This is a genomic window from Dyella terrae, assembly GCF_022394535.1.
Taxonomy (GTDB): domain Bacteria; phylum Pseudomonadota; class Gammaproteobacteria; order Xanthomonadales; family Rhodanobacteraceae; genus Dyella.
This window is the reverse complement of record NZ_CP089414.1, coordinates 1,491,991-1,515,965: the sequence shown is the minus strand read 5'-3', so window position 1 is coordinate 1,515,965 and position 23,975 is coordinate 1,491,991. Positions and strand designations below refer to the sequence as shown.

Sequence of the window (23,975 nt, the reverse complement as noted above, 5' to 3'; positions counted from 1 at the left end):
CCTCCTACCGGAGGCCATTGTAGCTGCCCTGGGCGCGAAGATCGAGGCCGGTGAGTTACCTCCGGCAAATCAACCGCCGGCATCGGCGCTAAGCAGCTGCTGCAGTTGCTCCAATGTTAGCCACTTCCTCTTCGAGTGAACTACCCTGTGGCAATTGGCACAAAGCATTGCCAGATCGCTTAGCTTGGTGGTGTCCCCGGGGCGAAGCGTATGAACCGGTCGCAGATGGTGGATATCGATTATTCCCCGGCCGGCGGAGCCGTACTTCGCCGTAAAATCGAAGCCGCAGGCTTCACACTTCAAACAACCAAATTTTCTCAGCGCTTCGCTCTTTTTCTGCTCTACCAACTTTGAACTACGCTCGCGAATTCGGTGCATTCGTGTAAGGACGCTTCCTTCCATGGCTTCGATTGCGTCTCCGTCGTTCCCGAGTACTGAGGTGAGCTCTCTCATTTCTGGAGTAGCGCCCTCAATCGCCGTGCGGATTGCATTCGCTACTCTGGCCAACATCTCCGGGTCGCTCGCAAAATCCTCCCAGACCGCCTCTTCGTCCTTATTACCTCGTTGTAATCCGACGCGACCTTCCCTGGTGTACTCCGGGTCAAAGCGCCTAAAGTTATTCATTTTCATGTAGACGCCATTTGCGTTTCGATACGTCTCATTATCGGGAGCCCCTAATGCGGGCCCCATCTTGCCCAGTAGCGCAGAGAGTTCAATCACCTCTGGGTGCGACTTTGTAGGCAACGACGCCCTATGGCGTAGGTACAACTGTAGGGCAAGGATAAGCTCATCGCGGGACCAGGGAGGGTTCCTTCCAGCCGGCGAATTTGCAGATGATTGTTGGTGGTGACCGAGTTGAATCATCTTGAGTTCCTTGGCACTTATAGCTGGCCTACCTTGGCCTAATCAGTTGTCCAGGGGACATTTCTGGCGTGGTAGCCGTATCACAACGGAAATGCGATATGAGACATGCGATGGCTACTGCCAGAGCTGCCCGATCGTGAGAGAGGACCGCTACCCCCGATTCTTCCTCGATGACTCGGTCAGAATAGCCTCGAGTTGAGCAAGAACATCTTTCGCATCGACATACTTGCCTGTCTTCCGCGCGTTAGCGCCGGAAGCTAGTCCCCGCGCAATGAAGTCGCGGCGTAGCACGCGGCGATCAACACCCCTACGAATGGAAGATTCCACGAAGGACGATAGATCTTCCCCTTGGTGCAGCACGCTCTCAACAGCTGCTTGCAATTCATTACTGATGTGGAGCTCGGAACCGGACTTTGGTTTCACGGTTAAGACTCCGGTAGGCGGCAATGCGGTCCTAGATAGCATACCCGGTCTCCTTTCAGCGGATTGATCCAGTGCGGACAGCGGCGGACTACTCAGGCAACGCAGTTCCGTCAGCCACTTCTGGCCGCTGGTGCAGAAATACTTAAAGAAAGCTGCCATGGCTTAGAAGTTGCCTTGCAAAAGTACAAATCCGGAAAACTGCATCGCAAAATTGAAAAATGGCAAAGCAAAATCGTAAATTTGCTTTTCAAATCATGGAGTTGCAATCATTTCTTTGTTGACAGGGCGGCCATGCAAGCCTCAGGCTAGTCACTCGTCGTCATTCGTATACGCGAAGGAGTGCGGCTATGCCGAAATCTGCGCTCGAACTCGTGCTGACCCTGCAGTACGGGCCATTCATTACATCGGCAAAGGCCGCGGATTTACTTTCTTATCCGTCCTTGGCGGCCCTCACCTCCGCCCGACGCCGTGGCCGACTCCCCATTGAGATGCAGCAGCTGCCGGACCGCAAAGGCTGGTATGCCCGAACCGCAGACGTTGCCCGCTGGATCGAGTCGATTGAGGAAGTCGCAGATGTAACGATGCCTGCCCACCGTAGGCGGCAGGCGCCGCACCCGCACGCCTGATTGAGGCGAGCTAGACAGTCGCTCGGGAAAGGAGAGTTGAACATGGCCTGATTTCAATCGCTTTGAAATCCGGGTTCCAGACGTACAAAAGCCCAGCACCCTGGTAGGGGTCAACTGGGCTTTTGTAGGTTGCAGTTTTGAGCCGCTGCAACCCCATTCTGCGTCATAGCCCAGCGCTTTGCAACGTGCCCAATGAGGCGCGGCGGGCCGCTGTGCGCCCGGTGGTCGGTATCGACCCCGCCCACCCCCAACATCCATGCTGGGGGTGCACCCTTCGTCTGGTTCCAGGACCGGAGATGGCGCAGCATCACCTACACAGCAAGGGCGCAAGAAACTTTGCACCCGTTGTGCATGGCATGTCCGAAGATGTCGCAGAGTGCCTTCTGGCTGAGGTCAGGTGGGGCTGTGCGGACGCGCAGGTGTGCCCGTGGTGCGGTGTCATGCGCAAGCACTACAGAAGGCAAAAACGCCGGCGATGGCGCTGTGCTGAGTGCAACGGCGAATTCAGCGTAACGACGCATTCTCCTTTGCATGGTCACAGGCTTACTTTCAAGCAACTCATCCTGGCGGCGCTTATGTTCGCCAATAAGGTGAAGGGTTCGACGTTGTTGCTGATGAGTCGAGATATCGGTATCTCACCGAAGACCTGCCAAGTCCTTGCTGGAAAGATCAGGGAGTCGTTCCTCAAGAACATGGATCTCACTCCGCTTAACGGCACTGTCCATATGGACGGCGGCTATTTTTGTGGAAAGCCAAGAAAGCCAAATCGCAAGATAAAAATGCCCGCCGATGCCATAGCGAAACGCTTTGGGAAGAAGAAAATTCAAAACACGGCCGAACCCTGGGTGGAGGCCGGCATGACACGACGGAATTGGCTTAGACAAGCCGACAAGCGCGTCGTGATCTCCTTATGCTCTTCCGCAGGCTACGGCAACGGATCTGCTCGAACTCTCGCATTCGTTTGCCGATCGGAAAATTCAGTGGACGTAAGGCGGATCGCTGAGAAGCTAATTTCTCCTGGCGCGATCGTAATGACCGATGAGAACAGTGCCTATGGCGTTCTGTCCGGCACGTGGGAACACTATCCGGTATCGCATTCAAGGGAATTCAGCACGTCGGAAGGCGTTTCCAACAACATGGCAGAAACGTTCAATAGCCGCCTCCGACGAGGTGAGTACGGCGCATTTCACGGATTCCGGCCCAAGTATCTGCAGGATTACGCCGCAGAGTTTGCTTGGCGAGAAACGAATCGCCGGTTGCCACAGAGAGATCAGGTCATCGCCATTCTTAAAGGCCTACTGACGAAAGGGCGATCGGAATGGTGGTATAGGTACTGGCAAGGAAACCACCGAAGACATGAGCTTGGTCTCGACTATTTCCACAGTCGATTAGCTCAGATCTCCTAGCGGGGCGCATTCGGAGCACTTCAAGCGCCAGAGGCTCTGGTTTCCGCGATCGGTTTCGTTGTTCGTGGGAGACCCGATGATTCTTTCAAGCTCGCCTGCGCTCATCAGAGAATGCAGGCGGTTTCGCACTGCTTTGCGCGTGGCTTGATAAATGCCGCCCACCTCGGAAAGTCCAAGGTGCTCCATGATCGCTCGAGTGATCTCTTCGGTGGCCACCCATTCGCTGTGTTTGCGTTCGGCCAATAGGCGACGAATGTGGCGTCCCAGCTGACCTTGGGGTAGGAGTCGCTGACGCCGATGGGGAACGACGGGTTCGATCCCCGTCGGGTCTATTTGGATATCGTGGAGTAAAAAAGTTTGGTCCAGAGCCTCAAGCTGCTTTTTCAACCGCTCCACGCGGGCCGACAGTTGCTCAAACTCGTCCTTCGCAGATTCGAGGTCCGGCGCTAATCGTTCCAACTGACCGGACAACCTTGATCTTTTTACAATCAGCCATTTGAGCGACGGCGGTGTTCTCCAATTCATGCGTCCAAGCTATCCGTAGATAGCTTGGACGTCATGGGGCACCAGCTACCAAATAGCGATGGTCTGCTCAAAAAGCCCCGCGTAAGCGGGGCTTTTTGTTTGGGCGCCGGTCAGGCACATTGCTCTGCGATCGTGACTAACGGCGCTGCCCGGCGGGCGGTGCTTGTCGCATCATCCTGAGCTTTTGCCCTGTGCCCCGGGGATGGGGCCGAACCCACTTCGCAAGGACCCGATATGCGACTTCGATTGGTATCCGCCATTGCTCTGGCTCTGGCCGGCTTTTCGTCTGCTGGCGCTGTTTTGGCACAGGATGCACCGGCATCGGCGCAGGCCACCACGCAGTTGCCGCGTGACGTGCGCCCGACCCACTATGACGTTTCAGTGGTTCCGCACGCTTCCACGCTGAGCTTCGATGGCAAGGTCACCGTTGACGTCGACGTGCTGACGCCCACCAGCAGCATCACACTCAATGCGCTCGACATGCGCTTTGCCTCGGTGACGCTGACGCCAGTCTCGGGCAAGGGGTCGTTCAAGGCGCCGAAGGTGGTGGTGGATGACAAGGCGCAGACCGCCACGTTTACCTTTGACAAGCCAGTTCCTGCGGGCAGCTACAAGCTGGCGATGAGCTATACCGGCAAGATCGGTACGCAGGCCAACGGCCTGTTCGCCATCGACTACGACACCAAGGCCGGCAAGCAACGCGCGCTGTATACGCAGTTCGAAAACTCCGACGCGCGCCGCTTCATTCCGTCGTGGGACGAGCCCAACTACAAAGCCACCTTCAACCTGACGGCTACCGTGCCATCCGACCAGATGGCGGTGAGCAATATGCCGGTGGCGTCGAAGAAGGATGTCGGTCACGGCCTGAGCCTGGTGACGTTCCAGCCTTCACCGAAGATGTCGACGTATCTGCTGTTCTTTGGCACGGGTGATTTCGATCGCGTCACCACCAGTGAGGACGGTACCGAGATCGGTGTGATCACGCAGAAGGGCCTGTCGTCGCAGGGCGCCTTCACGTTGGAATCCGGCAAGGCGGTGCTGAAGGAATACAACGATTATTTCGGCGTGAAGTACCCGCTGCCCAAGCTCGACAATATCGCCTCGCCGGGCAGCAGCCAGTTCTTCTCCGCCATGGAGAACTGGGGTGCCATCTACACCTTCGAGTACGCGCTGCTGCTCGACCCGTCGTTCTCCACACTGCAGGACAAGCAGAACGTGTTCGGCACCGCTGCGCACGAAATGGCGCACCAGTGGTTCGGCGACCTGGTGACTATGCGCTGGTGGGACGATCTGTGGCTCAACGAAGGTTTTGCCTCGTGGATGGCTTCGCGCACCACGGCACGCCTGCATCCGGAATGGAACACAAAGTTGAGCGATACCGTTGGCGCTCGCGAGTCGGCGATGTCTCGCGACGCGGTGGTCACCACGCACCCGGTGGTGCAGCACGTGGAAACCGTGGACCAGGCCAGCCAGGCGTTTGACGCCATCACCTATTCCAAGGGCGAGTCGGTCATCGGTATGCTCGAAGCGTATGTGGGCGAAGAAAACTGGCGCACCGGCGTGCGCAATTACATCAAGGCACATGCCTACGGCAACGCGGTGTCCGACGACCTGTGGCGCGCGATGGATGAAGCTGCGCCGGGCAAGCAGATCACCACCATTGCACATGACTTCACGCTGCAGCCGGGCATTCCCCTCATTCGTGTGGAAGCGGGTGCATGCACCAAGCACTCCACCACGCTCAAGCTGACGCAGGGTGAATTCACCCGTGATCGCCCGGACAAGCAGCCGCTGCGCTGGCACGTGCCCGTCATTGCGCGTGCGGCGGGTGGCAAGGCGGTAAGCACCGTGGTCGATGGCGAAGCCACGCTAACCGTACCGGGCTGTGGCACGTTGCTGGTGAACGCGGGGCAGAGCGGCTACTACCGCACGCTTTACGCGCCGGCGCAGTTTGCGGCGATCAAGAAGGACTTTGCCAAGATCGCCCCGGTCGACCAGCTCGGCCTGATGGGTGACACCTGGGCGCTGGGCATGGCGGGCTTGCAGCCGGCATCTGGCATTCTCGATCTCAGCCAAGGCCACTCCGCTTGATGCCGATCCCCAGATCTGGGACGAGATTGCCGGTGACCTTTCGGGTCTGGATGAATACTACGACGGCGATGCGAAGCGCCAGGCCGCGTTCCGCGCCCTCGCGGTCAAGCTGCTGGCCCCCAAGTTCCAGCGCGTGGGCTGGGAGGCGAAGCCGGATGAAAGTGGGCCGACCACCATCCTGCGCACCCACCTGATCAGTGTGCTGTCCGGTCTTAACGACACGGCTGTGGTGGCCGAGGCGCAGCGCCGTTATGCAGCGCAGGCGACTGATCCCAAAGCGGTGCCCGTTGCGTTGCGCAAGACCATCCTCTCCGTGGTCGCGCATCACGCCGACGCCGCAACGTGGGACAAGCTGCACGAGGAAGCCAAGGCCGAGAAGACGCCGCAGGTGAAGGACCGCCTGTACACGCTGCTCGCCGTGGCCGAAGACAAGGCACTCGCGCAGCGCGCGCTGAGACCTCGCCCTTACGGACGAGCCGGGCGCCACCAACAGCGCGGGCATGATCACCGTTGTCTCCCGCAAGTATCCCGAACTTGCTTTTGACTTCGCGCTCGCGCACCGCGAGCAAGTCGACAAAGTCGTGGATGGCAGCTCGCGCAGCCGTTACTACCCCGCGCTTGGCCGCAGCTCGTTCGCCCCGGCGATGATCGACAAGATTAACGCCTATGCGAACCAGTACCTGGAGGCCGGTTCGCGTCGCGATGCCGAAACGGCGGTGGCGAACATCAAGTACCGCATCATGGTGCGCAACGATCGCTTGCCGGACGTGGATGCGTGGCTGGCGAAGAACGGCGGTTGATCTGTCTTCGTCGAATGACGAGCCGGTGATAAGCAAAAAGGGCCTCGCTTAGCGAGGCCCTTTTTTGTTGGGATATCGAGGGTCAGGCTGAGTGGTGCTGAACGCGATAAAACGTTGATCAGGCCATCGCCGCAGCCATCAAGCAGACTCAAGGGCAGCTTTGATCCAGGGCGTCGTCGTCTTCGCTGTCGGGGTCGAGCGACACGGTCTTGCCGTTGTCCATATGCAACTCACCGGCGTCGATCTGTTCGTGGTCGGCATCCGTCGTGGTGAATACGGCATCCACGAGGCCAGAGCCGCGCGTGCCACGTACACGAAAAGCGAAACCGTCCTCGCGCGAATCGTTTCCGGTGGCCACCATGTCGAACGAGACGTTGTCGATTTTGCCAATGCAGCGCTGGATGACGGGGTGCTCGGTCATGGCCGTGGTGGCCTGTCCGATGAACAGGTTTATTCCCCACCAGGCGAGGCCAGCGACCAGCAGCACGACGGCCAGCACAGCACCCAACAGGATGCCTACCCAGAGAGGCATGGCGCGACGTGGTTTAGGCGATGGTACGGGCGGGGTAGGCGGAAGGGGCCGGCTCGGGATGGGCGGCGGGGCGGGAAAGGGTGCAGGTCCTTGCATGGCGATACATCACTGGCTGTGGCGTAGGGGCGGAGCCGGGTCCGTGGTTGCCAGGGCTCCATGCGCTAGTTTGCAACAGTCTTGCGGTTGATGGGTTGAAAAGGTTCTACGGAGACGAGGGTGCACCCCTTAAGAAAACGGGCGCCGCATGTATGCGGCGCCCGTGGATGGGCAGAGGCCTAGCCGATCCCCTGCGCAAGCAGGGGCCGGTGCTCCTTATCGACCCAGGTCGCTCAGGAACCGCTTCGTGTACTGCAGCGGCGTGCTGGTGGACACGGAGTTGCAGGTCGGCGAGGCGGTGCTCTGGTTGCACGGTGTGTCGCGGTCGAGTGACCAGAAGTGGATGCCAGCCAGGCCGTTGGACACGGCGTAACTGGTGACAGCGTCGGCGTTGGCGACGCTGAAGTTTTCACTCGACACGTCGTTGACGCCGATCATCGGGGTCAGCTCGATCTTGTTCGGCGAAATGCCGTAGGTGTGTTCCAGGTTCACTGCGGCCTGGATGGCGGACTGGCCCATGTCGCACACTCCACCCGACACGACGCAGACGCTGGCGCTGGGGCCGCCGTAGTCCATCGTCATCAGGTTGATGGTGTAGTTGGTGAGCGACGATGCCTTGACCGCCTTCACCACGGAGTCGCCCAGGCTGTTCACGCCACCGTAGCTGCCGTCTGACGCGCCGAGCGTGGCCACGGTGAACGAGAATCGCAGGTTGGGATACAGCGACTGGCCATACACAGCGGCGGCGACGAGGTTGGTGATGTCGGCCTGCGATTGGCCGCCCTCGATGTCGAAGTCCACGCCCACCATCTGCGGCGACATGTAGCGCGACAGGAAGGTGGCGAAGTTTGCGGTGCTGCCGCAGGTGAAGGTGCCCGCCTGGCCACCGGTGGACACCACGTAGGGCAGGCCGGCGCTCGACAGTGCGGTGATGTTGGCGCTGGCAAAGGTCGCGCCCGGTATGCCGCCCCAGTTCTCGCTGCCGCATTCACCGGTGGCGAAGGCGAGGGTGATCGCACTGAGGTTGGTTACGTAATTGGAGTAAAGGCTGCCGCTGCCGACCACGGGGATCGACGAACCCGTCGCCGCCGCCGTCTGCATGATGTTGGTGTTCCAGTTGAGGTTGATCGTCACGTCCTTGTAGGGACTGAACAACAACTTGGAGCCGGTGCCGGGCGGATTTGCCGGGCCGCTGCCTCCCGTGCCGCCACCACCCGTGCCACCACCGCCGGTACCACCGCCACCGGACGAACCGCCCGTACACGAGCCTTGCGAGGTCCACGGCTGGCCGGAGCCCGAACCGCCACTGTTGGTGGCCGGGTCATTGCCCTGTGTCCACCAGTTGGCAACGTAATTGGTGCCGTTTTCGCTCGCCGTCATACCGGCGGTGTAGACGGAGCTGGCGCTCCACGCCGCGGCGCAGGTGGACTGTGCGTGCGCGGCTTGCACCGGAGCCAGCGTCATCAGGCTCATGGCCATGGCGCCGCCCGTAGCGGTGCCGATGGCGTTGAGTGCGGTGCGAAACCAAACAACCGACTTCTTCAATTGCATGGAAGCGTCTCCTGGTTGTGTTGCATCACTGAGGCGGAAGGTGTGTCCCTGGCAAACGACCAGCATCCCTTGGTAGAGGTCCCCTTAAGTCCCCTGCATCCCTGCTCGCCACGGCGTGCCAATGCCGGGCAATGTCGTTGAGGTTGTCCTTAAATGACAACGTTGTCCTTAATGGCAGGCACAAACTGTGACGCCCGTTGTGAATATGAAACACGGTTGTCATCGGCTTTGTGCGATGAAAATCAGGCCGTTTTTGAGCATTTTTCTTCTGCATTGCAGCGAAGTGATGCCGCTAAAAGCGTTTTTATCGGGTCAGTGCCTTGATGCAGTGCAACTCAAATCGGGGGCGTTTGGCCGTCCATCGGCTTTACGTAGGAATTGCCTGACAACGTTGTCTTTGCGTGAAGATTGGCCCGGCGGCCGGTTGGAACGCACGGTGGGCAGGTTGTAGCCTCGCCGGGCGGGCGCGCCTTGCCGTCCACGGAAAACCACGGGGGGAGAAATATGGCTACGCGTTACAAGCAGGAGCGCTGGTACTGGCCGTCATTCGGAAACATGGCAGATGCGGAGCAGGCCGCGAACCAAGGGTTCTGGGCCGCCGTATTCGTCGCGGCAGTGACGACGCTGTTTGCCACGATCAGTGCATTTTCCAGTCACAACGTGATGGGCATCGATCCGTTCGCCTATGTCGATGCCGTTGTGTTCGCGGTCATCGCATGGCGCATCCGTCGACGCTCGCGCGCCTTTGCGATTGCCGGGCTGGTTCTGTTCACGGTGGAAAAGATCTTCCAGTTCACCACGCAACCCCTGGCGCTGGTCGGCGTCCTCATGGCGATCGTGCTGTTCGTATGCTTCATCAATGCGGTGCGTGGCACGTTCGCCTACCACCGCATGCTTGTCGCAAGCGCGCAGGAGCCGGCGCCTGCGAACAGCTGAAACCGGGCGATCGCGTCAACGAAAAGGGCTCCGCATGCGGAGCCCTTTTTCGTTCTATCCGAAGAATGCTCAGGCGACGTTCGGTTCGCTGAAGGCTTCGATCTCACCCTTGAACGCTTCCACCGGCACGCAGCTGCAGAACACGTTCTTGTCGCCGTAGACGTTGTCCACGCGGGCCACTGGCGACCAGTACTTCTGGAACTTCAGGCTGGGCAGCGGGAAGGCGGCCAGCTCACGGGTGTAAGCGTGAGTCCACTCGGAGGCCGACACCATCACGGCGGTGTGCGGTGCGTGCTTGAGCGGGTTGTCCTCGCGGTCAAGTACCCCTTCATCCACGGCGCGGATCTCGTCGCGGATCTGGATCATGGCGTCGATGAAGCGATCCAGCTCGTACTGCGATTCGCTTTCGGTCGGCTCGACCATCAGCGTGCCGGCGACCGGGAAGCTGAGCGTCGGGGCGTGGAAGCCGAAGTCGATAAGGCGCTTGGCCACGTCTTCCGCACCGATGCCCGTGGCGTCCTTGAGCGGGCGCAGGTCGAGAATGCACTCATGCGCCACCAGGCCGTTACGACCGGTGTAGAGCGTTTCGTAATGCGGCGCGAGGCGCTTGGCGATGTAGTTGGCGTTGAGCAGCGCGACCTGGGTGGCGCGACGCAGGCCGCCTTCGCCCATCATGGTGATGTACATCCAGCTGATCGGCAGGATGGAGGCCGAGCCGAAGCTCGCGGCCGACACCATGCCCACGGAGCCTGCGCCGCTTTTTTGAGTAGTGCTGCCATGGATGGCAGCTTCTTGATCTTCGCCGACAGGGATGTCGGCATAAGTACGAGGCAGGAACGGGGCGAGATGCGACTTCACCGCACACGGGCCCACGCCCGGGCCGCCACCGCCGTGCGGAATGCAGAAGGTCTTATGCAGGTTGAGGTGCGAGACGTCCGAACCCCACTTGCCCGGCTTGGCGACGCCGACCAGCGCATTCATGTTGGCGCCGTCGGTGTACACCTGACCGCCGTGCTCGTGCACGATCTCGCAGATCTTGACGATGTCTTCCTCGAACACGCCGTGCGTGGACGGGTAGGTGATCATCAGCGCGGCGAGGCGGTCGCTGAACTTCTCGGCGGCGCGCTGAATGTCGGCCACGTCCACGTTGCCGTTCGCGTCGCACTTGGTCACCACCACCTGCATGCCACACATCTGCGCGGAGGCCGGGTTAGTGCCGTGCGCCGATTCCGGAATCAGGCAGATGTCGCGGTGGCCTTCGCCGCGCGAGCGGTGGTAAGCGCGAATGGCCAGCAGGCCGGCGTATTCGCCCTGGGCGCCAGAGTTCGGCTGCAGGCTGACGGCGTCGTAGCCGGTGCATTCCACCAGCATGGCTTCCAGCTCGTCGATGAGCTGCTTGTAGCCGGTGGCCTGGTCGGCCGGGGCCAGCGGATGGATGTTGGCGAATTCCGGCCACGTCACCGGAATCATTTCGGCCGTGGCGTTGAGCTTCATGGTGCAGCTGCCCAGCGGGATCATGGTGCGATCCATCGCCAGGTCCTTGTCGGCCAGCGAACGCATGTAGCGGAGCAGCTCATGCTCGCTGTGGTGCGTGTTGAACGCCGGGTGCGTCATGAACTTGGTCTTGCGCACCAGCTGGGGCGGCAGGGCGTCGTGCACGCTGGCATCGAGTGCATCGATGTCGGTGATCGAGGCGCCGAACACCGTGGCAAGCGCAATGACGTCGGCACGCGTGGTGGTTTCGTCAAGGCTGATGCCGACGCTACTGGCGTCGATCGCACGCAGATTGAAGCCGGCGGCACGTGCCTTCGCATGCAGCGCGGCGGCATCCACGCCGGTGACGTGCAGCGTGTCGAAGAAGTGGGTGTTGGCAGCGACGCCAGCCTGGCGCAGCGCCACGAACAGGATCGCAGCCAGGCGATGCGTGCGGCGGGCGATGCGCACCAGGCCTTCCGGGCCGTGGTACACGGCGTACATGCTGGCCATCACGGCCAGCAGCACCTGTGCGGTACAGATGTTGGAGGTGGCCTTCTCGCGACGGATGTGCTGTTCGCGCGTCTGCAGCGTGAGGCGGTAGGCCGGCTTGCCTTCGGAGTCGATGGACACACCGATCAGGCGGCCGGGCATCGAGCGCTTGTAGCTGTCGCGGCAAGCCATGAAGGCAGCATGCGGGCCGCCGAAGCCGAACGGCACGCCGAAACGCTGGGTGTTGCCGACCACGATGTCGGCGCCCCATTCACCGGGCGCGGCGATCAGCGTGAGCGCGAGCAGATCAGTGGCCACGCAGACCACGCCGTGGCGCGCGTGCACCGCATCGGCCAGGGCTTTGTAGTCATTGATCTGGCCGAAGGTGTTCGGGTACTGCAGCAGCACGCCGTAGCTGTCGATGCTGGTGGCTTCGCTGTCGTCGCCGATGTGCAGGTCGATGCCCATCGCTTCGGCGCGCGTCTTGATCACTTCCAGCGTCTGCGGGTGCACGGCGTTGGAAACGAAGAACAGGTTGGACTTGGATTTGGACGAACGCTTGGCCAGCGTCATCGCTTCAGCGGCGGCGGTGCCTTCATCGAGCAGGGACGCGTTGGCGATCTCCATGCCGGTGAGGTCCGCACACATCGTCTGGAAGTTGATCAACGCTTCCATGCGGCCCTGCGAGATTTCCGCCTGATACGGCGTATAGGCCGTGTACCACGCCGGGTTCTCCAGAATGTTGCGCAGGATGACGTTCGGGGTCAGTGTGCCGTAGTAGCCCTGGCCGATGAAGCTGCGAAACACCTGGTTCTTGTCGGCAATGGCGCGGATCTTGGCCAGCGCTTCCACTTCGGTGATCGCGGAGGGCAGGGCCAGCGGCGCCGGCGACTTGATCTTGCCCGGCACGATGGCGTCGGTCATCGCTTCCAGCGAGTCGTAGCCCAGCAGCGCCAGCATGGTGGCGACTTCCGCGTCGTTGGGGCCGATGTGACGCTCGATAAAGGCGTCGTGGTGCTCGAGGTCGCGCAGGGAAGGGTTGGCGTTCTGACTCATGGCAGGGGCGTCCGTAAGAAACGTGCAAGCCGCACGCGAAGCGCCCCTCTGTCCTTTTGCCTGAGAGTTTGGAAGACCGGGCTCAATGACCCAAGGCTTCGTGCCCCTTCGGCGCCGGATTCAACCGGTCTCTCCAGAGTGTTGGTGCGGGTGATGGTATGGGGCCTGAGCGATTACGGGCGTTGCGCCTTCGGCAGCGGTTCGCACCGCTTCTCCCACCACACGCTAAACGACGATTATAAGGCGGCTTGGCCCCGATTGCCTCCCCGGCAGGCCATGGCTTCAGCCACGGTGTGGCCAGGGTCTCAGCCGGCATAAGATGAAAGGCCCGCCTGGAGCCCCATCATGTCCAAACCCCCGTTCCAGCTTGCCCGGATCGATCACGTGGTGTTGCGCGTGGCCGACGTGGCCGCGATGCAGCGTTTCTATTGCGAGGTGCTGGGGTGCCAAGAGGAGCGGCGGCAGGACGAAATCGGACTGGTGCAGCTTCGCGCCGGTGATTCCCTGATCGACCTGGTGGCGCTGGATAGCAAGCTGGGTCGTCTCGGCGGGGCAGGTCCGGGCCCGGAAGGGCACAACATGGACCATCTCTGCCTGCAGGTGGAGGGTTATGACGAGGCCGCCATCGTGGCTCACCTCAACACGCACGGCGTGCGCGTGGGCGAGGTTGGCTCGCGCTATGGGGCGAAGGGCGAGGGCCCGTCCATCTACCTGCACGACCCGCAGGGCAACATGGTCGAGCTGAAAGGGCCGCCGCACGGCTAAGTGTCATTGGCAGCTCGGCACTGCACCTTTCACTTGGCGGCCGCAAAATCTTGCCGGTGATTGTCGGCCGTTGGTGCCCGTTCCTGGTAGGCCTTGGGGCAGGGATGCAGGCTGGGCTGGGCACGATGGGGTAGGAGCGCCAACGATCAGCCCTGCGGAATCCCCGTCATATCGGGCAGATGGTGCGCGATACCCTTGTGGCAGTCGATGCAGGTTTTCTCGCCCGTGCCCAGCCAGCGTTTGTGGATTTCGGCGGCGCGGGTGGACTGGCGCGTGAGATCCATCGACGTGTAGTTGTGGCAGTTGCGGCATTCCAGCGAATCGTTAGCCTTCAATCGCGCCCATTCGTGCTCTGCTAGTTCAAGACGGTGGTCGAGGAATTTCTCGCGCGTGTCGACGGTACCGAAGAGCTTGCCCCAAACTTCTTTGGACGCCTGCATCTTGCGGGCGATCTTGTCCGTCCACTTGTGCGGCACATGGCAGTCGGGGCAGCTCGCGCGCACGCCGGAACGGTTGGTGTAATGGATAGTTGTCTTCAGTTCCTGGAAAACGTTGTCGCGCATTTCGTGGCAACTGGTGCAGAACGCCTCGGTATTGGTGGTTTCCAGTCCGGTGTTGAACGCGCCCCAGAACAGCACGCCAGCAATGAAGCCGCCGAGCGTGAGAAAGCCCAAGCTGTAATGGATGCTTGGACGCCGAGCCGTTCGCCACAGCGCGACGAGCCAGCGCTTGAGTCGCTGCCACATGGTCAGTTCGCCTTCTTGTCTTGTTCTTCGGACAGGATGGTGTCGATGTCCTTGAAGGTGTTGGCGACGAGCGGCTTGGCGTCGGTCTGCACCACATGGCACTGGTTGCAGAAGTAGCGACGCGGCGAGATGGTGGCGAGGAACTGGTCGTTGCGGTCCATGTAGTGAGTCACGCTGACTGGCGGTGCCTGGAACTTGTCTGCGTTGGCGCGCGAATGGCAGAGCAGGCAGCGATTGGAATTCTTGTCGATCTGGTAGTTATCGATCGAGTGCGGGATGGTCGGCGGTTGCATCGGGTAGGCGCGGTTGCGTTTGACGTCCGTGTTCTCGACGCGCGCCATCAGTGGCGGTGCAATCTCTTGATTGATGGGCGCGCCGCGGCGGATGCCATCGAGCTGATCGCCAGCTGGTACGGGCTCTGCCGTGCTCGCAACGGCCGGATGGGATGCCGATTCCGTGGTAGCCACCTGTGGCTCTGATGCGGATTTCCTGCCCACGGCGAAACCGATAGCGGCTGCCACCAGAATCACCAGCGCCACGATGAGAGTGAAAGGCTTGCTTCGCATCGTCGTCTCTCCTGAGACAGCCACGACCTTGACCGCACACTTCTTGTAGTCGGTCTGCTTGGAGATCGGATCGGTCGCGTCCAGCGTGACTTTGTTGATCAACTGGCCCGCGTCGAACCACGGAACGAACACCAGGCCTTGAGGTGGACGGTTACGGCCGCGCGTTTCCACGCGAGAACGCATTTCGCCACGGCGCGAGACCACCTTCACTTCGTCGCCGCGCTTGAGTCCGCGTAAGCGGGCATCGTCCGGGTTCATGAACACCACGGCTTCCGGGAACGCGCGGTAAAGTTCCGGCACGCGCATGGTCATCGAGCCCGAATGCCAGTGTTCCAGCACGCGGCCCGTGGACAGCCACAGGTCGAATTCCTTGTCGGGTATTTCGGCAGGTGGTTCGTAGGGCAGGGCCCAGATCACCGCGCGTCCGTCGGGGTTGCCGTAGAACTGGAACTCCGTGCCGGCCTTCACGTAAGGGTCGGAGCCTTCGCGATAACGCCAACGCGTTTCTTTGCCGTCGACCACCGGCCAGCGCAGGCCGTGCGCCTTGTGGTAATCGTCAAACGGCGCAAGGTCGTGACCGTGGCCACGGCCGAACGTGGCGTATTCCTCGAACAGGCCTTTTTGCACGTAGAAACCGAAAGCGGCGGCTTCGTCGTTGTCGTAGCCCGCTTCCATCTCTGACGTGGGGAACTTGTCGACGTTGCCGTTCTTGAACAGCACCTCGAACAGTGTCTTGCCCTTGAATGGCGGATTAGCGGCAAGGATCTCCGCCGGCCAGCATTCGTCGGTGGTGAAGCGCTTGGAGAATTCCATGAGTTGCCACAGATCTGAGCGCGCTTCTCCCGGCGCCTTCACTAACTGGTGCCAGAACTGCGTGCGGCGCTCGGCATTGCCATAAGCGCCTTCTTTTTCCACCCACATGGCGGCGGGAAGGATGAGATCTGCCGATTGCGCGGTGACGGTGGGGTAGGCGTCCGACACAACGACGAAGTTGCGTGGATCGCGATAGCCCAGGTACGTCTCCTGCATCAGATTGGCGCCGGCCTGCACGTTGTTATTGCAAAGCACCCAATAGGCGTTGAGCTTGCCGTCGCGCAGCATGCGGTTCTGCTGCACAGCGTGGTAGCCAGGCTTGGGTTGGATGATGCCGTGCGGGATCTTCCAGATCTCTTCAGCCTGTTTGCGATGTTCCGGGTTGGTTACCACCATGTCGGCAGGCAGGCGGTGGCTGAACACGCCCACCTCGCGTGCCGTGCCGCAGGCGGAGGGTTGCCCCGTCAGCGAGAACGGGCTGTTGCCTGGCGTGGAAATCTTGCCGGTGAGCAGGTGCAGGTTGTAGACCATGTTGTTGGCCCACACGCCGCGCGTGTGCTGATTGAAGCCCATGGTCCAGAACGACACGACCTTGGTGTTCGGGTCGGCGTAGAGTTCGGCCACCTTTTCCAGCCAGCCTTTTTCCACGCCGGTCATTTCAACGGCTTTTTCCAGTGTGTAGGGCTTGACGAAGGCGGCGAACTGCTCAAAGTCGATGGGCTCGCTGGCGTTCGGGTCCTTGGCGTTCTTGGCCTTTTCTTCCAGCGGATTGTCCGGGCGCAGGCCATAGCCGATATCGGTGACGCCGCGCTTGAACGTGGTGTGCTTGTTGACGAAGTCCTTGTTGACCCGCCCGGTCTGGATGATGTGATTGGCGATGTAGTTGAGGATCACCAGATCCGTCTGCGGCGTGAATACGATGGGGATGTCCGCCAACTCGAAGCTGCGATGCTCGAACGTGGACAGTACCGCCACCTTCACGTTGGGATTGGACAGGCGGCGATCGGTGACGCGTGTCCATAGGATCGGGTGCATCTCCGCCATGTTTGAGCCCCACAGCACGAAGGCGTCGGTGGCTTCGATGTCGTCGTAGCAACCCATCGGCTCGTCCATGCCGAAAGTACGCATGAAGCCCATCACGGCGGAGGCCATGCAATGGCGTGCGTTCGGGTCGAGCGTATTGCTGCGGAAACCGCCCTTGAGCAGCTTGTTCGCAGCATAGCCCTCCCACACAGTCCACTGGCCGGAGCCAAACATGCCGACGTATTCCGGCCCCTTCTCCTTCAGCACGCGCTTGAATTGCGCGGCCATCACATCGAAGGCTTCGTCCCAGGAGACCTCGGTGAAGGTGCCGTCCTTCGCGTAGACACCGTCCTTCTTGCGCAGCAGAGGCGCGGTGAGGCGGTCGGCGCCGTACATGATCTTGGAGAGGAAGTAACCCTTCACGCAATTGATGCCGCGGTTGACCTCGGAAAGCTGGTCGCCATGCGTGGCCACCACGCGGCCATCCTTCACCGCCACGTTGACACCGCAGCCGGTGCCGCAGAAGCGGCAGGGGGCCTTGCTCCACTTGAGCTGGGTCATGTCCCCTTCGAGCAGCACGTTGGTGGCGCTGGCGGGCAGGGCCAGCCCTGCCACGTTCGCGGCCACCGCAACGGCCGAGTTACGGATAAATTCCCGTCGCGTCAGGGTGAGTGTCATGCGTCGGCTCCTTGGGATGTTGCGTCGACTTGCACTAAGTCGTCCATGACGGCGCGGGGTTCCACATGGTGGTAGATCAGCGATACGTTGATGACGCCAGGCAGGGCTTCCAGTGCGTCGATGTGGTCCATTACGGCGCGCTGGCTGTCGGTTTCGCACACCATCACGCATCGACAGTCGCCTTGCACGGCGATGTCCAGTTCGGGGTGAAGCGCGATGAAGGTCTTCAGTGGGCTGGCGGCATCGGGTCGATGCAGCACCACCAGGCTGGAGATGTGGTATTCGTCCTTCATGGCGTTCCCTTGGAGGGATGCATGAACGTCAGACATGAGGCGGCCCGCTCACGAACATCTGCCAGAACCACACGGTGAAACCGAAGGCGGCGATGAACATGACCGACAGCACGGGAAACAGCACGAGCAGCAGCAGGAACGTGGTGCGTTCCTGCTTGCGCGTGCTTATGTTGGTTGACGGCTCCATGCGCACCTCGTCTTAGCGGGACGGCTTTATCCACATCTGCGCTTAAACTAGAACGACGTTTCCCCGGGGCTGCTGACCTGGATCAGCTCGACCATCGATGTTGGCGATGGCCTATAAAGCATGCTTGGACGCAAACTCGTCCAATTTTAAGCACCACCGCTTTGACTCGCGGTGAAAGCGGTGTGAATCCTCCTTACAAATAAAATTGGAGCAGTGCATGGCAACGAGGTTGTCGACTAAGTACTTTTGCGGGAGCTTGATGCTCGCCGCCTGTCTGGCATTCACGGCAAGCGCCGCGGATGCACCCGCGGTTAGCGCGCCGGCTGGCGTGAAAGTGTTGGCGGATGGAAAGCCTCCGTTGAACCTGGACGCCAGTACTTTGGCTGGCATGCCTCACGAAGAAGTGACCGCATCGGCCCATGACGAGCCCGCCAGCCAGTGGCGTGGCGTGAAGCTGGAGGACGTGCTGGCGAAAGCGGGTGTGTCGCTGGACAAGCCGCTGCGCGGGAAGGCGTTGGCCTCCTTTGTTCGCATCACGGCGGGTGATCAGTACCAGGTGGTGTTCGGGCTCTCCGACCTCGATCCGACCCTGGGGCACACGCAGGTACTGCTGGTGGATACACGCGACGGCAAGCCGCTGGACAAGGACGGGCCGTTCCGCCTGCTTGTTCCTGGCGACAAGCGACCCGCGCGCTGGGTGCGCAATGTCACGACCATCGAAGTGGTGGATGGCGGTACAACCAGCCGTCCGTGATCGCCCTAGTCGGACGCTGCGGACAGCAGCCGGCCCGGATGCGTATAGACGTTATGGCTGCCGGGCCGGGCAAAGCCGATCAGAGTGATGCCGGCACTGCGGGCAAGCTCCACGGCTAGCGCCGTGGGAGCGGAAATGGCGGCGAGCATGGTGATGCCTGCGCTTGCGGCCTTGGTCACCATCTCGTAGCTCGCGCGGCTGGTGACCAAGGCAAAGCCGGAGTCCACGTCGACGCTGGCGCGATGGATGGCGCCGATCAGCTTGTCGAGCGCGTTATGGCGGCCGACATCTTCGCGGACGTGAAGAATCCGGCCGGAGGCATCGGCCCAGGCTGCCGCGTGCACCGCGCCGGTGGCGAGGTTCATCGGCTGACGTGCCTTGAGTTCGCGCAATGCCAGTTCGAGCGCATCACGGGATACGGTGGGGCCGTTGCCGACGGCGCCATCGTGGCGCACGGCGTTTTCCAGGTCGCGCGTGCCGCAGATGCCGCAGCCGCTGCGGCCCGGCAACAGGCGTTCCCGTTCCTTGTCCAGGTGAGCGCCCGGTGCATTGTCGGCGACCTGTATCGCCAGCTCGATGCCTTCGAGCAGGGCATGCGTCTCCAACTGCAGCAATTGGGACGCGTCGTTGATCAAGCGCTCGGTCAGCGAGAAACCCAGGGCAAAGTCATCCAGGTCATGCGGTGAGGCCATCATCACTGCGAAGGTCGCCCCGTTGTAGACCATCGCGATAGGGATTTCCTCGGCGATGAGGTCTTCCTCGTGCGATGACACACCATTCCGCCAGCGGTCGACGGCGCGGACGGCAACGCCCGGAGATATCTCTTCGCGCTCGGGCACGGGTGGTTCTCCTGCGGCTGCGGCGGCAAACGGTCGCGTGGTGGCCCGACTCGGACAGGGCCGGTCGACGGCATGCATCGTATCAATGTAGGTTGGCAGCTTGCATACCGCAGTCCTCACGCGGAGCATGTCGGGGCGGGCTGCCACCCGCGCGACGATACAGGCCACGACTCCGGATGATTGCTTACGACGAAGCCCTTCATCAGCTGCTGCGACATGCCCGGCGGCTCGAGGCGGTTTCGTGCCGGGTGGGCGAAGCGCTGGGAAAGGTGCTGGCTCGTGACGTGGTGAGTCCGATGGACTTGCCGTCATTCGATCATTCGGCGATGGACGGTTATGCGCTGCATGCGCCGCAATCGCTCGCGGCGGGTTCCGAGCATCCGGTCCAGGGCTCGCAGGCTGCGGGTGATGCGTGGCGCGTATCGGCAGGCATGGCCTGGGAGATCATGACCGGGGCACGTCTTCCCGCCGGGCTGGACACGGTGGTTCCGGTGGAGCGCACGGAACTGCTGGAGCGGCGGAGTGACGGCTCACCCGCGCGCATCCGGCTGCTGGATGCGGTAATGCCGGCGGCAAATGTCCGTTATGCCGGCAGTGACGTGGCGAAAGGTGCCGTGGTCGTTCGCGCAGGCACCCGCATCGCGGCTAGTCACTTGATGCTGTTCGCGGCGCTGGGCATCGCCAGTGTCGACGTAGTGCGCGCACCACGGGTTGCCATCATCTGCACCGGCAAGGAGCTGCAGGTGGGCCCTGCGCAACCGCTCGGCGATGGAGAGATCTACGCGTCCAACGGTCCTTACCTTGCGGCCGCTTTTGCCTCCTCGGAGGCCAGAGTGCTGTCGTGTGAAACGGTCGACGACACCGGGCAGACCTTCATCGATGCGGTGCAGCGCGCACGCCGAATGAGAGTGGACCTGATCGTCAGCACGGGCGCCGTATCGATGGGGCGCTACGACTTCGTGCCGGAGGCGCTGGCGGAACTCGGTGCACGCATGCTGTTTCACAAGGTCGCCATTCGCCCGGGCAAACCGCAACTGGCGGCGGCGCTGGACGATGTGCTGGTGTTCGCCTTGCCGGGCACGCCAATGGCTGTGGCGGTAGGGCTGCGCTTTTTCATCGCGCCCGTATTGCGCGCCATGCGTGGACAAGCCGCCGAGCCGACCTGGCATGCCATGCTCGATACACCGTTGCAGCCCAAGTCAGGTTTGCGCCATTTTCTGCGGGCCACCGTGACCCAGGACGAGACGGGGCGGCTCCATGCACAGGTACTCGCCCAGCAGCAGCCGTTCCGCATTCAGCCATTCGCTCAGGCAGGTGCCTGGGTGGTCTTGCCGGAGGATGCGGGCGAGGCCGTGACGGGCTCGCGGGTCATCGTGGCCAGCCTGCATCCCGACGAGCCGCTGCTCACCGGGACGGATCAATCAGGAGTCGGATCATGAAATTGCAGATCGAAGGGCAGAGCCTGCGCGTACGCATCGGCGAGGTGGAGCTGGCCAGCCTGCTGGTGGGGCAACCCGTCGTTTCCAGCACGCGCTTTACCCGCGACATGTCGCTGTCGTGCACGTTGCGGGCCGTAGCCGGCGCAGCGGCTCGCTTCAGTGGCCTTGCGGGCGCCTGGTCAATCGATCTTCCAGAAGACGCCCTGCGTGCGTACGCAGGCACGTTGCCTTCCCGTGAGGGCCTGACTTTCGAACTGGAAAGTGGCGATGGTGAACCACTGGAATTGCTGTTTGACGTGGATGTGCGCGACAGCGTGCGTCATCGTCGCACCAAGTAGACGTGCCGGTGCATTACCCTGAAATCCTGCGACTGACTCGGCGATAGGAGTGACACGATGATGATGCGTCGGCTGTTACAAGGCCTGCTAGCCATGGGGGCGGTGTTTGCGTCGGCATCGATGGCCGCGTCCGCCGACAATCACATCACGGTGGCAGCGGCGGCCGACCTGCACCAGGCACTCGACGACGTCGTGGCAGCGTATCGCCATGACCATCCTGATAGTCGCATCGATGTGGTCTACGGTTCCTCGGGAAACCTGTTGACCCAGATCGAGCAGGGTGCGCCATTCGAGATCTTCTTCTCCGCGGACAGTAACTATCCGCAGCAATTGGTGGAACACGGCAAGTCAGGCAGCACGCCCGTCCCCTATGCGTTCGGTCACCTGGTGATGTGGAGCGCGAGCATCGACATGCGCGGCGTGCAGGTGGCCGACTTGGCGCAGCCCCGCTTCGGGCGCATCGCCATCGCCAACCCGCAGCATGCGCCCTACGGCAAGCGCGCCGAGCAAGCGCTGCGCGCGGCGGGCGTGTGGGACAAGGTGCAGTCGCGGCTGGTGTTCGGCGACAACATCGCCCAGACGGCGCAGTTCGCGCAGAGCGGTAATGCGCAGGTGGGGCTGGTGGCTGAGTCGCTGGTAATCAACGCGCCGGTCAAGGGTACGTCCGAGCCGGTGCCGGCATCGCTCTACGAGCCGCTGAAGCAGAGCTTTGTGCTGACCAAGCATGGCGCGGATAGCCCGCTCGCCCGGGATTTCGCGAGCTACGTGCAGGGCGCGCCGGCCAAGGCCATTCTTTCTCGCTATGGTTTCAACTTGCCGGAAGACGGTGCGCACTGAGCGACGTTCATGGCCTTGCTGACGGATGCGGATATCGAAGCGCTGGGGCTGACGTTGCGATTGGCGACGACGGTGACCGTGCTTCTGCTGTTACTTGGCCTGCCGCTCGCGTGGTGGCTGGCGCACACGCATTCGCGTTGGCGGCGCCCTATCGCTGCCGTGGTGGCCCTGCCGCTGGTGCTGCCACCCACTGTGCTGGGCTTTTATCTGCTGATGTTGTTGGGGCCCAATGGTGCAGTGGGGCGGGCCATGGCGGCGCTAGGGCTTGCCGCGTTGCCGTTCACGTTCAAGGGGCTGGTGGTGGCCTCCATGCTGTATTCGTTGCCGTTCGTGGTGCAGCCCTTGCAAAACGCCTTCGAGGCCGTGGGTAACCGCCCGCTGGAAGTGGCGGCCTGCCTGCGTGCCGGGCCGCTGGATCGCTTCTTCAGCATTGCTTTGCCACTGGCCCTGCCAGGCGTGCTGACCGCGGCCGTGCTTGGCTTTGCCCACACCGTGGGCGAGTTTGGTGTGGTGCTGATGATTGGCGGAAACATCCCTGGGCAGACGCGCGTGCTCTCCATGCGCATCTACGACCATGTGCAGGCGGGCGAATACCATCAGGCCAACGTGCTGTCACTGTGCTTGCTGGTGGTGTCGTTCGCGGCCTTGCTCGCCATGTCGCTGTTGCGCACCCGCAGGCCGGCGCGTGACTGACTCCCCGCACGGGTTGGAAGCCAAGCTCGCCTGGCGCCGTGGTGCGTTGGCGTTCGATATCGATCTGAGTCTGCCGGCCCAGGGCATCACCGCTTTGTTTGGCCCCTCTGGCGCGGGCAAGACCAGTTGCCTCCGTGCCATCGCTGGCCTGGAGCAAAAGGCCTCTGGCCGGGTGAGTTTCGGTTCGGATGTCTGGCAGAACAGCTTGCACCGCGTGTTCGTGCCCCCGCATCGCCGCCGCATTGGCTATGTGTTCCAGGAGCCGAGCTTGTTTACCCACCGCTCGGTGGTCGGCAACCTGGATTTCGGCTACCGCCGCGCGGGGCGGCCGGCGCATCTGGATCGCGACGGCCTGATCGACCGCTTCGGTTTGCGCCCCTTGCTGGAGCGCCGTGTCGATAACCTGTCCGGCGGAGAGCGCCAGCGTGTATCGATGGTGCAGGCGCTGCTGTCCGATCCAGCGTTGCTGTTATTCGACGAGCCGTTGTCCGCCCTGGATGTTGCGGCGCGCAGCGATCTGATGGGTTGCCTGGAATCGCTGCACGGTACGCTCAAGGTGCCCGTGGTCTATGTAAGCCACAACGTGGACGAAGTAGCCCGGCTGGCCGACCATCTTGTTCTGATGGAGGCCGGGCACGTGGTGGCGCAGGGCAGTCTGCAGGAAACACTGACCCGACTGGACCTACCTCCGGCCTTGGGCGAAGCGGTGGGTGCGGTGATCGACGGGCAGGTAGTCGACTACGACGCGCACGATCAGTTGATTGCGCTGGAGTTCGTTGGTGGCCGGCTTTGGTTACCGTATCGCCACGAAAGCGTGGGCCAGCGGTTACGTTGCCGCATCGGTGCGCGCGATGTGGTGCTGACCAAGGCCCCACAGGAAGGCACGAGTGCGCTCAACCAGCTGCCTTGCCGGATCGTCGCCGTGGCCGATGCGGATCACCCCTCCCAGGTGCTCGTGCAGCTCGATGCCGGCGGGAGCACCTTGCTGGCCCGCATCACGCGTCGTTCCTGGCATGACCTGGAGCTGCGGCCAGGTGGCGAGGCCTGGGCGCAAGTGAAAGCCGTTGCGCTGGGGCTTTGACGGCCGCGGTATGCTCAGCGGCGTGAAGCCATTCTTCCTTGCCCGATGGGAA

At 61.9% G+C, this 23,975-nt stretch carries 19 protein-coding genes, 1 pseudogene and 1 riboswitch; of the genes and pseudogenes, 10 read left to right on the top strand and 10 right to left on the bottom strand.

The window, feature by feature from the left end:
* Positions 1 to 69 precede the first annotated feature (69 nt).
* Positions 70 to 630 carry an HNH endonuclease gene (locus tag DYST_RS06295; RefSeq protein ID WP_239950773.1) on the bottom strand — a complete coding sequence of 187 codons (561 nt, stop codon included), beginning with the start codon at positions 628 to 630 and terminating at the stop codon, positions 70 to 72.
* Between the two features lie 1,579 nt (positions 631 to 2,209).
* On the opposite strand from DYST_RS06295, the gene DYST_RS06290 reads away from it, so the two are divergent.
* A complete protein-coding gene (locus DYST_RS06290; protein ID WP_343214859.1) occupies positions 2,210 to 3,319 on the top strand; it encodes an IS1595 family transposase in 1,110 nt (369 codons plus the stop codon).
* Here DYST_RS06290 and DYST_RS06285 read toward each other — a convergent pair.
* On the bottom strand, positions 3,302 to 3,844 hold the full coding sequence (locus DYST_RS06285; protein WP_239950771.1) for a hypothetical protein: 543 nt from the start codon (positions 3,842 to 3,844) through the stop codon (positions 3,302 to 3,304). The two genes, DYST_RS06290 and DYST_RS06285, sit on opposite strands and share 18 nt — an antisense overlap.
* Before the next feature lie 234 nt (positions 3,845 to 4,078).
* Here DYST_RS06285 and DYST_RS06280 point away from each other — a divergent pair.
* A pseudogene (locus tag DYST_RS06280) lies at positions 4,079 to 6,735 on the top strand (M1 family metallopeptidase).
* Between the two features lie 148 nt (positions 6,736 to 6,883).
* Here DYST_RS06280 and DYST_RS06275 read toward each other — a convergent pair.
* Both DYST_RS06275 and DYST_RS06270 read right to left on the bottom strand, forming a co-directional pair.
* The gene (locus tag DYST_RS06275; RefSeq protein WP_239950770.1) at positions 6,884 to 7,267 is read right to left on the bottom strand and encodes a hypothetical protein; all 384 of its coding nucleotides are present in this window, start codon (positions 7,265 to 7,267) and stop codon (positions 6,884 to 6,886) included.
* Between the two features lie 312 nt (positions 7,268 to 7,579).
* A complete protein-coding gene (locus tag DYST_RS06270) occupies positions 7,580 to 8,914 on the bottom strand; it encodes a carbohydrate-binding protein (RefSeq protein WP_239952198.1) in 1,335 nt (444 codons plus the stop codon).
* 504 nt (positions 8,915 to 9,418) lie between these two features.
* On the opposite strand from DYST_RS06270, the gene DYST_RS06265 reads away from it, so the two are divergent.
* Positions 9,419 to 9,850 (top strand): hypothetical protein, encoded by a 432-nt coding sequence (locus tag DYST_RS06265; protein WP_239950768.1) that lies wholly within the window; start codon positions 9,419 to 9,421, stop codon positions 9,848 to 9,850.
* 69 nt (positions 9,851 to 9,919) lie between these two features.
* Here the strand turns inward: DYST_RS06265 and gcvP are convergent, their stop codons facing one another.
* The gene (gcvP, locus tag DYST_RS06260) at positions 9,920 to 12,871 is read right to left on the bottom strand and encodes an aminomethyl-transferring glycine dehydrogenase (protein ID WP_239950766.1); all 2,952 of its coding nucleotides are present in this window, start codon (positions 12,869 to 12,871) and stop codon (positions 9,920 to 9,922) included.
* Positions 12,872 to 12,909: 38 nt separating this feature from the next.
* Positions 12,910 to 13,018, bottom strand: a riboswitch (glycine riboswitch).
* 198 nt (positions 13,019 to 13,216) lie between these two features.
* Here gcvP and DYST_RS06255 point away from each other — a divergent pair.
* Positions 13,217 to 13,636: a VOC family protein gene (locus DYST_RS06255; RefSeq protein ID WP_239950764.1), complete on the top strand. Its 420-nt coding sequence runs from the start codon at positions 13,217 to 13,219 to the stop codon at positions 13,634 to 13,636.
* A gap of 146 nt (positions 13,637 to 13,782) precedes the next feature.
* Here the strand turns inward: DYST_RS06255 and DYST_RS06250 are convergent, their stop codons facing one another.
* From DYST_RS06250 to DYST_RS06235, 4 genes are read right to left on the bottom strand one after another with little or no spacing between them, the layout of a single operon-like run.
* The gene (locus DYST_RS06250; protein ID WP_239950762.1) at positions 13,783 to 14,382 is read right to left on the bottom strand and encodes a cytochrome c3 family protein; all 600 of its coding nucleotides are present in this window, start codon (positions 14,380 to 14,382) and stop codon (positions 13,783 to 13,785) included.
* A gap of 2 nt (positions 14,383 to 14,384) precedes the next feature.
* On the bottom strand, positions 14,385 to 17,462 hold the full coding sequence (gene napA, locus DYST_RS06245; protein ID WP_239950760.1) for a periplasmic nitrate reductase subunit alpha: 3,078 nt from the start codon (positions 17,460 to 17,462) through the stop codon (positions 14,385 to 14,387).
* A complete protein-coding gene (locus tag DYST_RS06240; RefSeq protein ID WP_239950759.1) occupies positions 17,459 to 17,755 on the bottom strand; it encodes a chaperone NapD in 297 nt (98 codons plus the stop codon). Before DYST_RS06240 ends, napA begins: the two co-directional genes overlap by 4 nt.
* A 28-nt stretch (positions 17,756 to 17,783) precedes the next feature.
* Complete coding sequence (locus tag DYST_RS06235) at positions 17,784 to 17,942, bottom strand: nitrate reductase (RefSeq protein ID WP_102305101.1); 159 nt, start codon at positions 17,940 to 17,942, stop codon at positions 17,784 to 17,786.
* 217 nt (positions 17,943 to 18,159) lie between these two features.
* Between DYST_RS06235 and DYST_RS06230 the strand changes: the two genes are divergently transcribed.
* On the top strand, positions 18,160 to 18,696 hold the full coding sequence (locus DYST_RS06230; RefSeq protein ID WP_239950757.1) for a molybdopterin-dependent oxidoreductase: 537 nt from the start codon (positions 18,160 to 18,162) through the stop codon (positions 18,694 to 18,696).
* Between the two features lie 5 nt (positions 18,697 to 18,701).
* Here the strand turns inward: DYST_RS06230 and fdhD are convergent, their stop codons facing one another.
* The gene (gene fdhD, locus DYST_RS06225) at positions 18,702 to 19,535 is read right to left on the bottom strand and encodes a formate dehydrogenase accessory sulfurtransferase FdhD (RefSeq protein ID WP_239950756.1); all 834 of its coding nucleotides are present in this window, start codon (positions 19,533 to 19,535) and stop codon (positions 18,702 to 18,704) included.
* A 176-nt stretch (positions 19,536 to 19,711) separates the two neighbouring features.
* On the opposite strand from fdhD, the gene DYST_RS06220 reads away from it, so the two are divergent.
* From DYST_RS06220 to modC, 5 genes are read left to right on the top strand one after another with little or no spacing between them, the layout of a single operon-like run.
* Positions 19,712 to 20,974, top strand: a complete 1,263-nt coding sequence (locus DYST_RS06220) for a molybdopterin molybdotransferase MoeA (RefSeq protein ID WP_239950755.1) — start codon at positions 19,712 to 19,714, stop codon at positions 20,972 to 20,974.
* Positions 20,971 to 21,312, top strand: a complete 342-nt coding sequence (locus DYST_RS06215; RefSeq protein WP_102305097.1) for a DUF7009 family protein — start codon at positions 20,971 to 20,973, stop codon at positions 21,310 to 21,312. Before DYST_RS06220 ends, DYST_RS06215 begins: the two co-directional genes overlap by 4 nt.
* A gap of 57 nt (positions 21,313 to 21,369) precedes the next feature.
* Positions 21,370 to 22,149, top strand: a complete 780-nt coding sequence (gene modA, locus DYST_RS06210; RefSeq protein WP_239950754.1) for a molybdate ABC transporter substrate-binding protein — start codon at positions 21,370 to 21,372, stop codon at positions 22,147 to 22,149.
* Positions 22,150 to 22,158: 9 nt separating this feature from the next.
* Positions 22,159 to 22,842: a molybdate ABC transporter permease subunit gene (gene modB, locus DYST_RS06205; protein ID WP_239950753.1), complete on the top strand. Its 684-nt coding sequence runs from the start codon at positions 22,159 to 22,161 to the stop codon at positions 22,840 to 22,842.
* Entirely contained in the window at positions 22,835 to 23,923 is a 1,089-nt protein-coding gene (modC, locus tag DYST_RS06200; RefSeq protein ID WP_239950752.1) for a molybdenum ABC transporter ATP-binding protein, read from the top strand. The genes modB and modC overlap by 8 nt, the downstream gene beginning before the upstream one ends.
* The last annotated feature ends 52 nt before the right edge of the window (positions 23,924 to 23,975 follow it).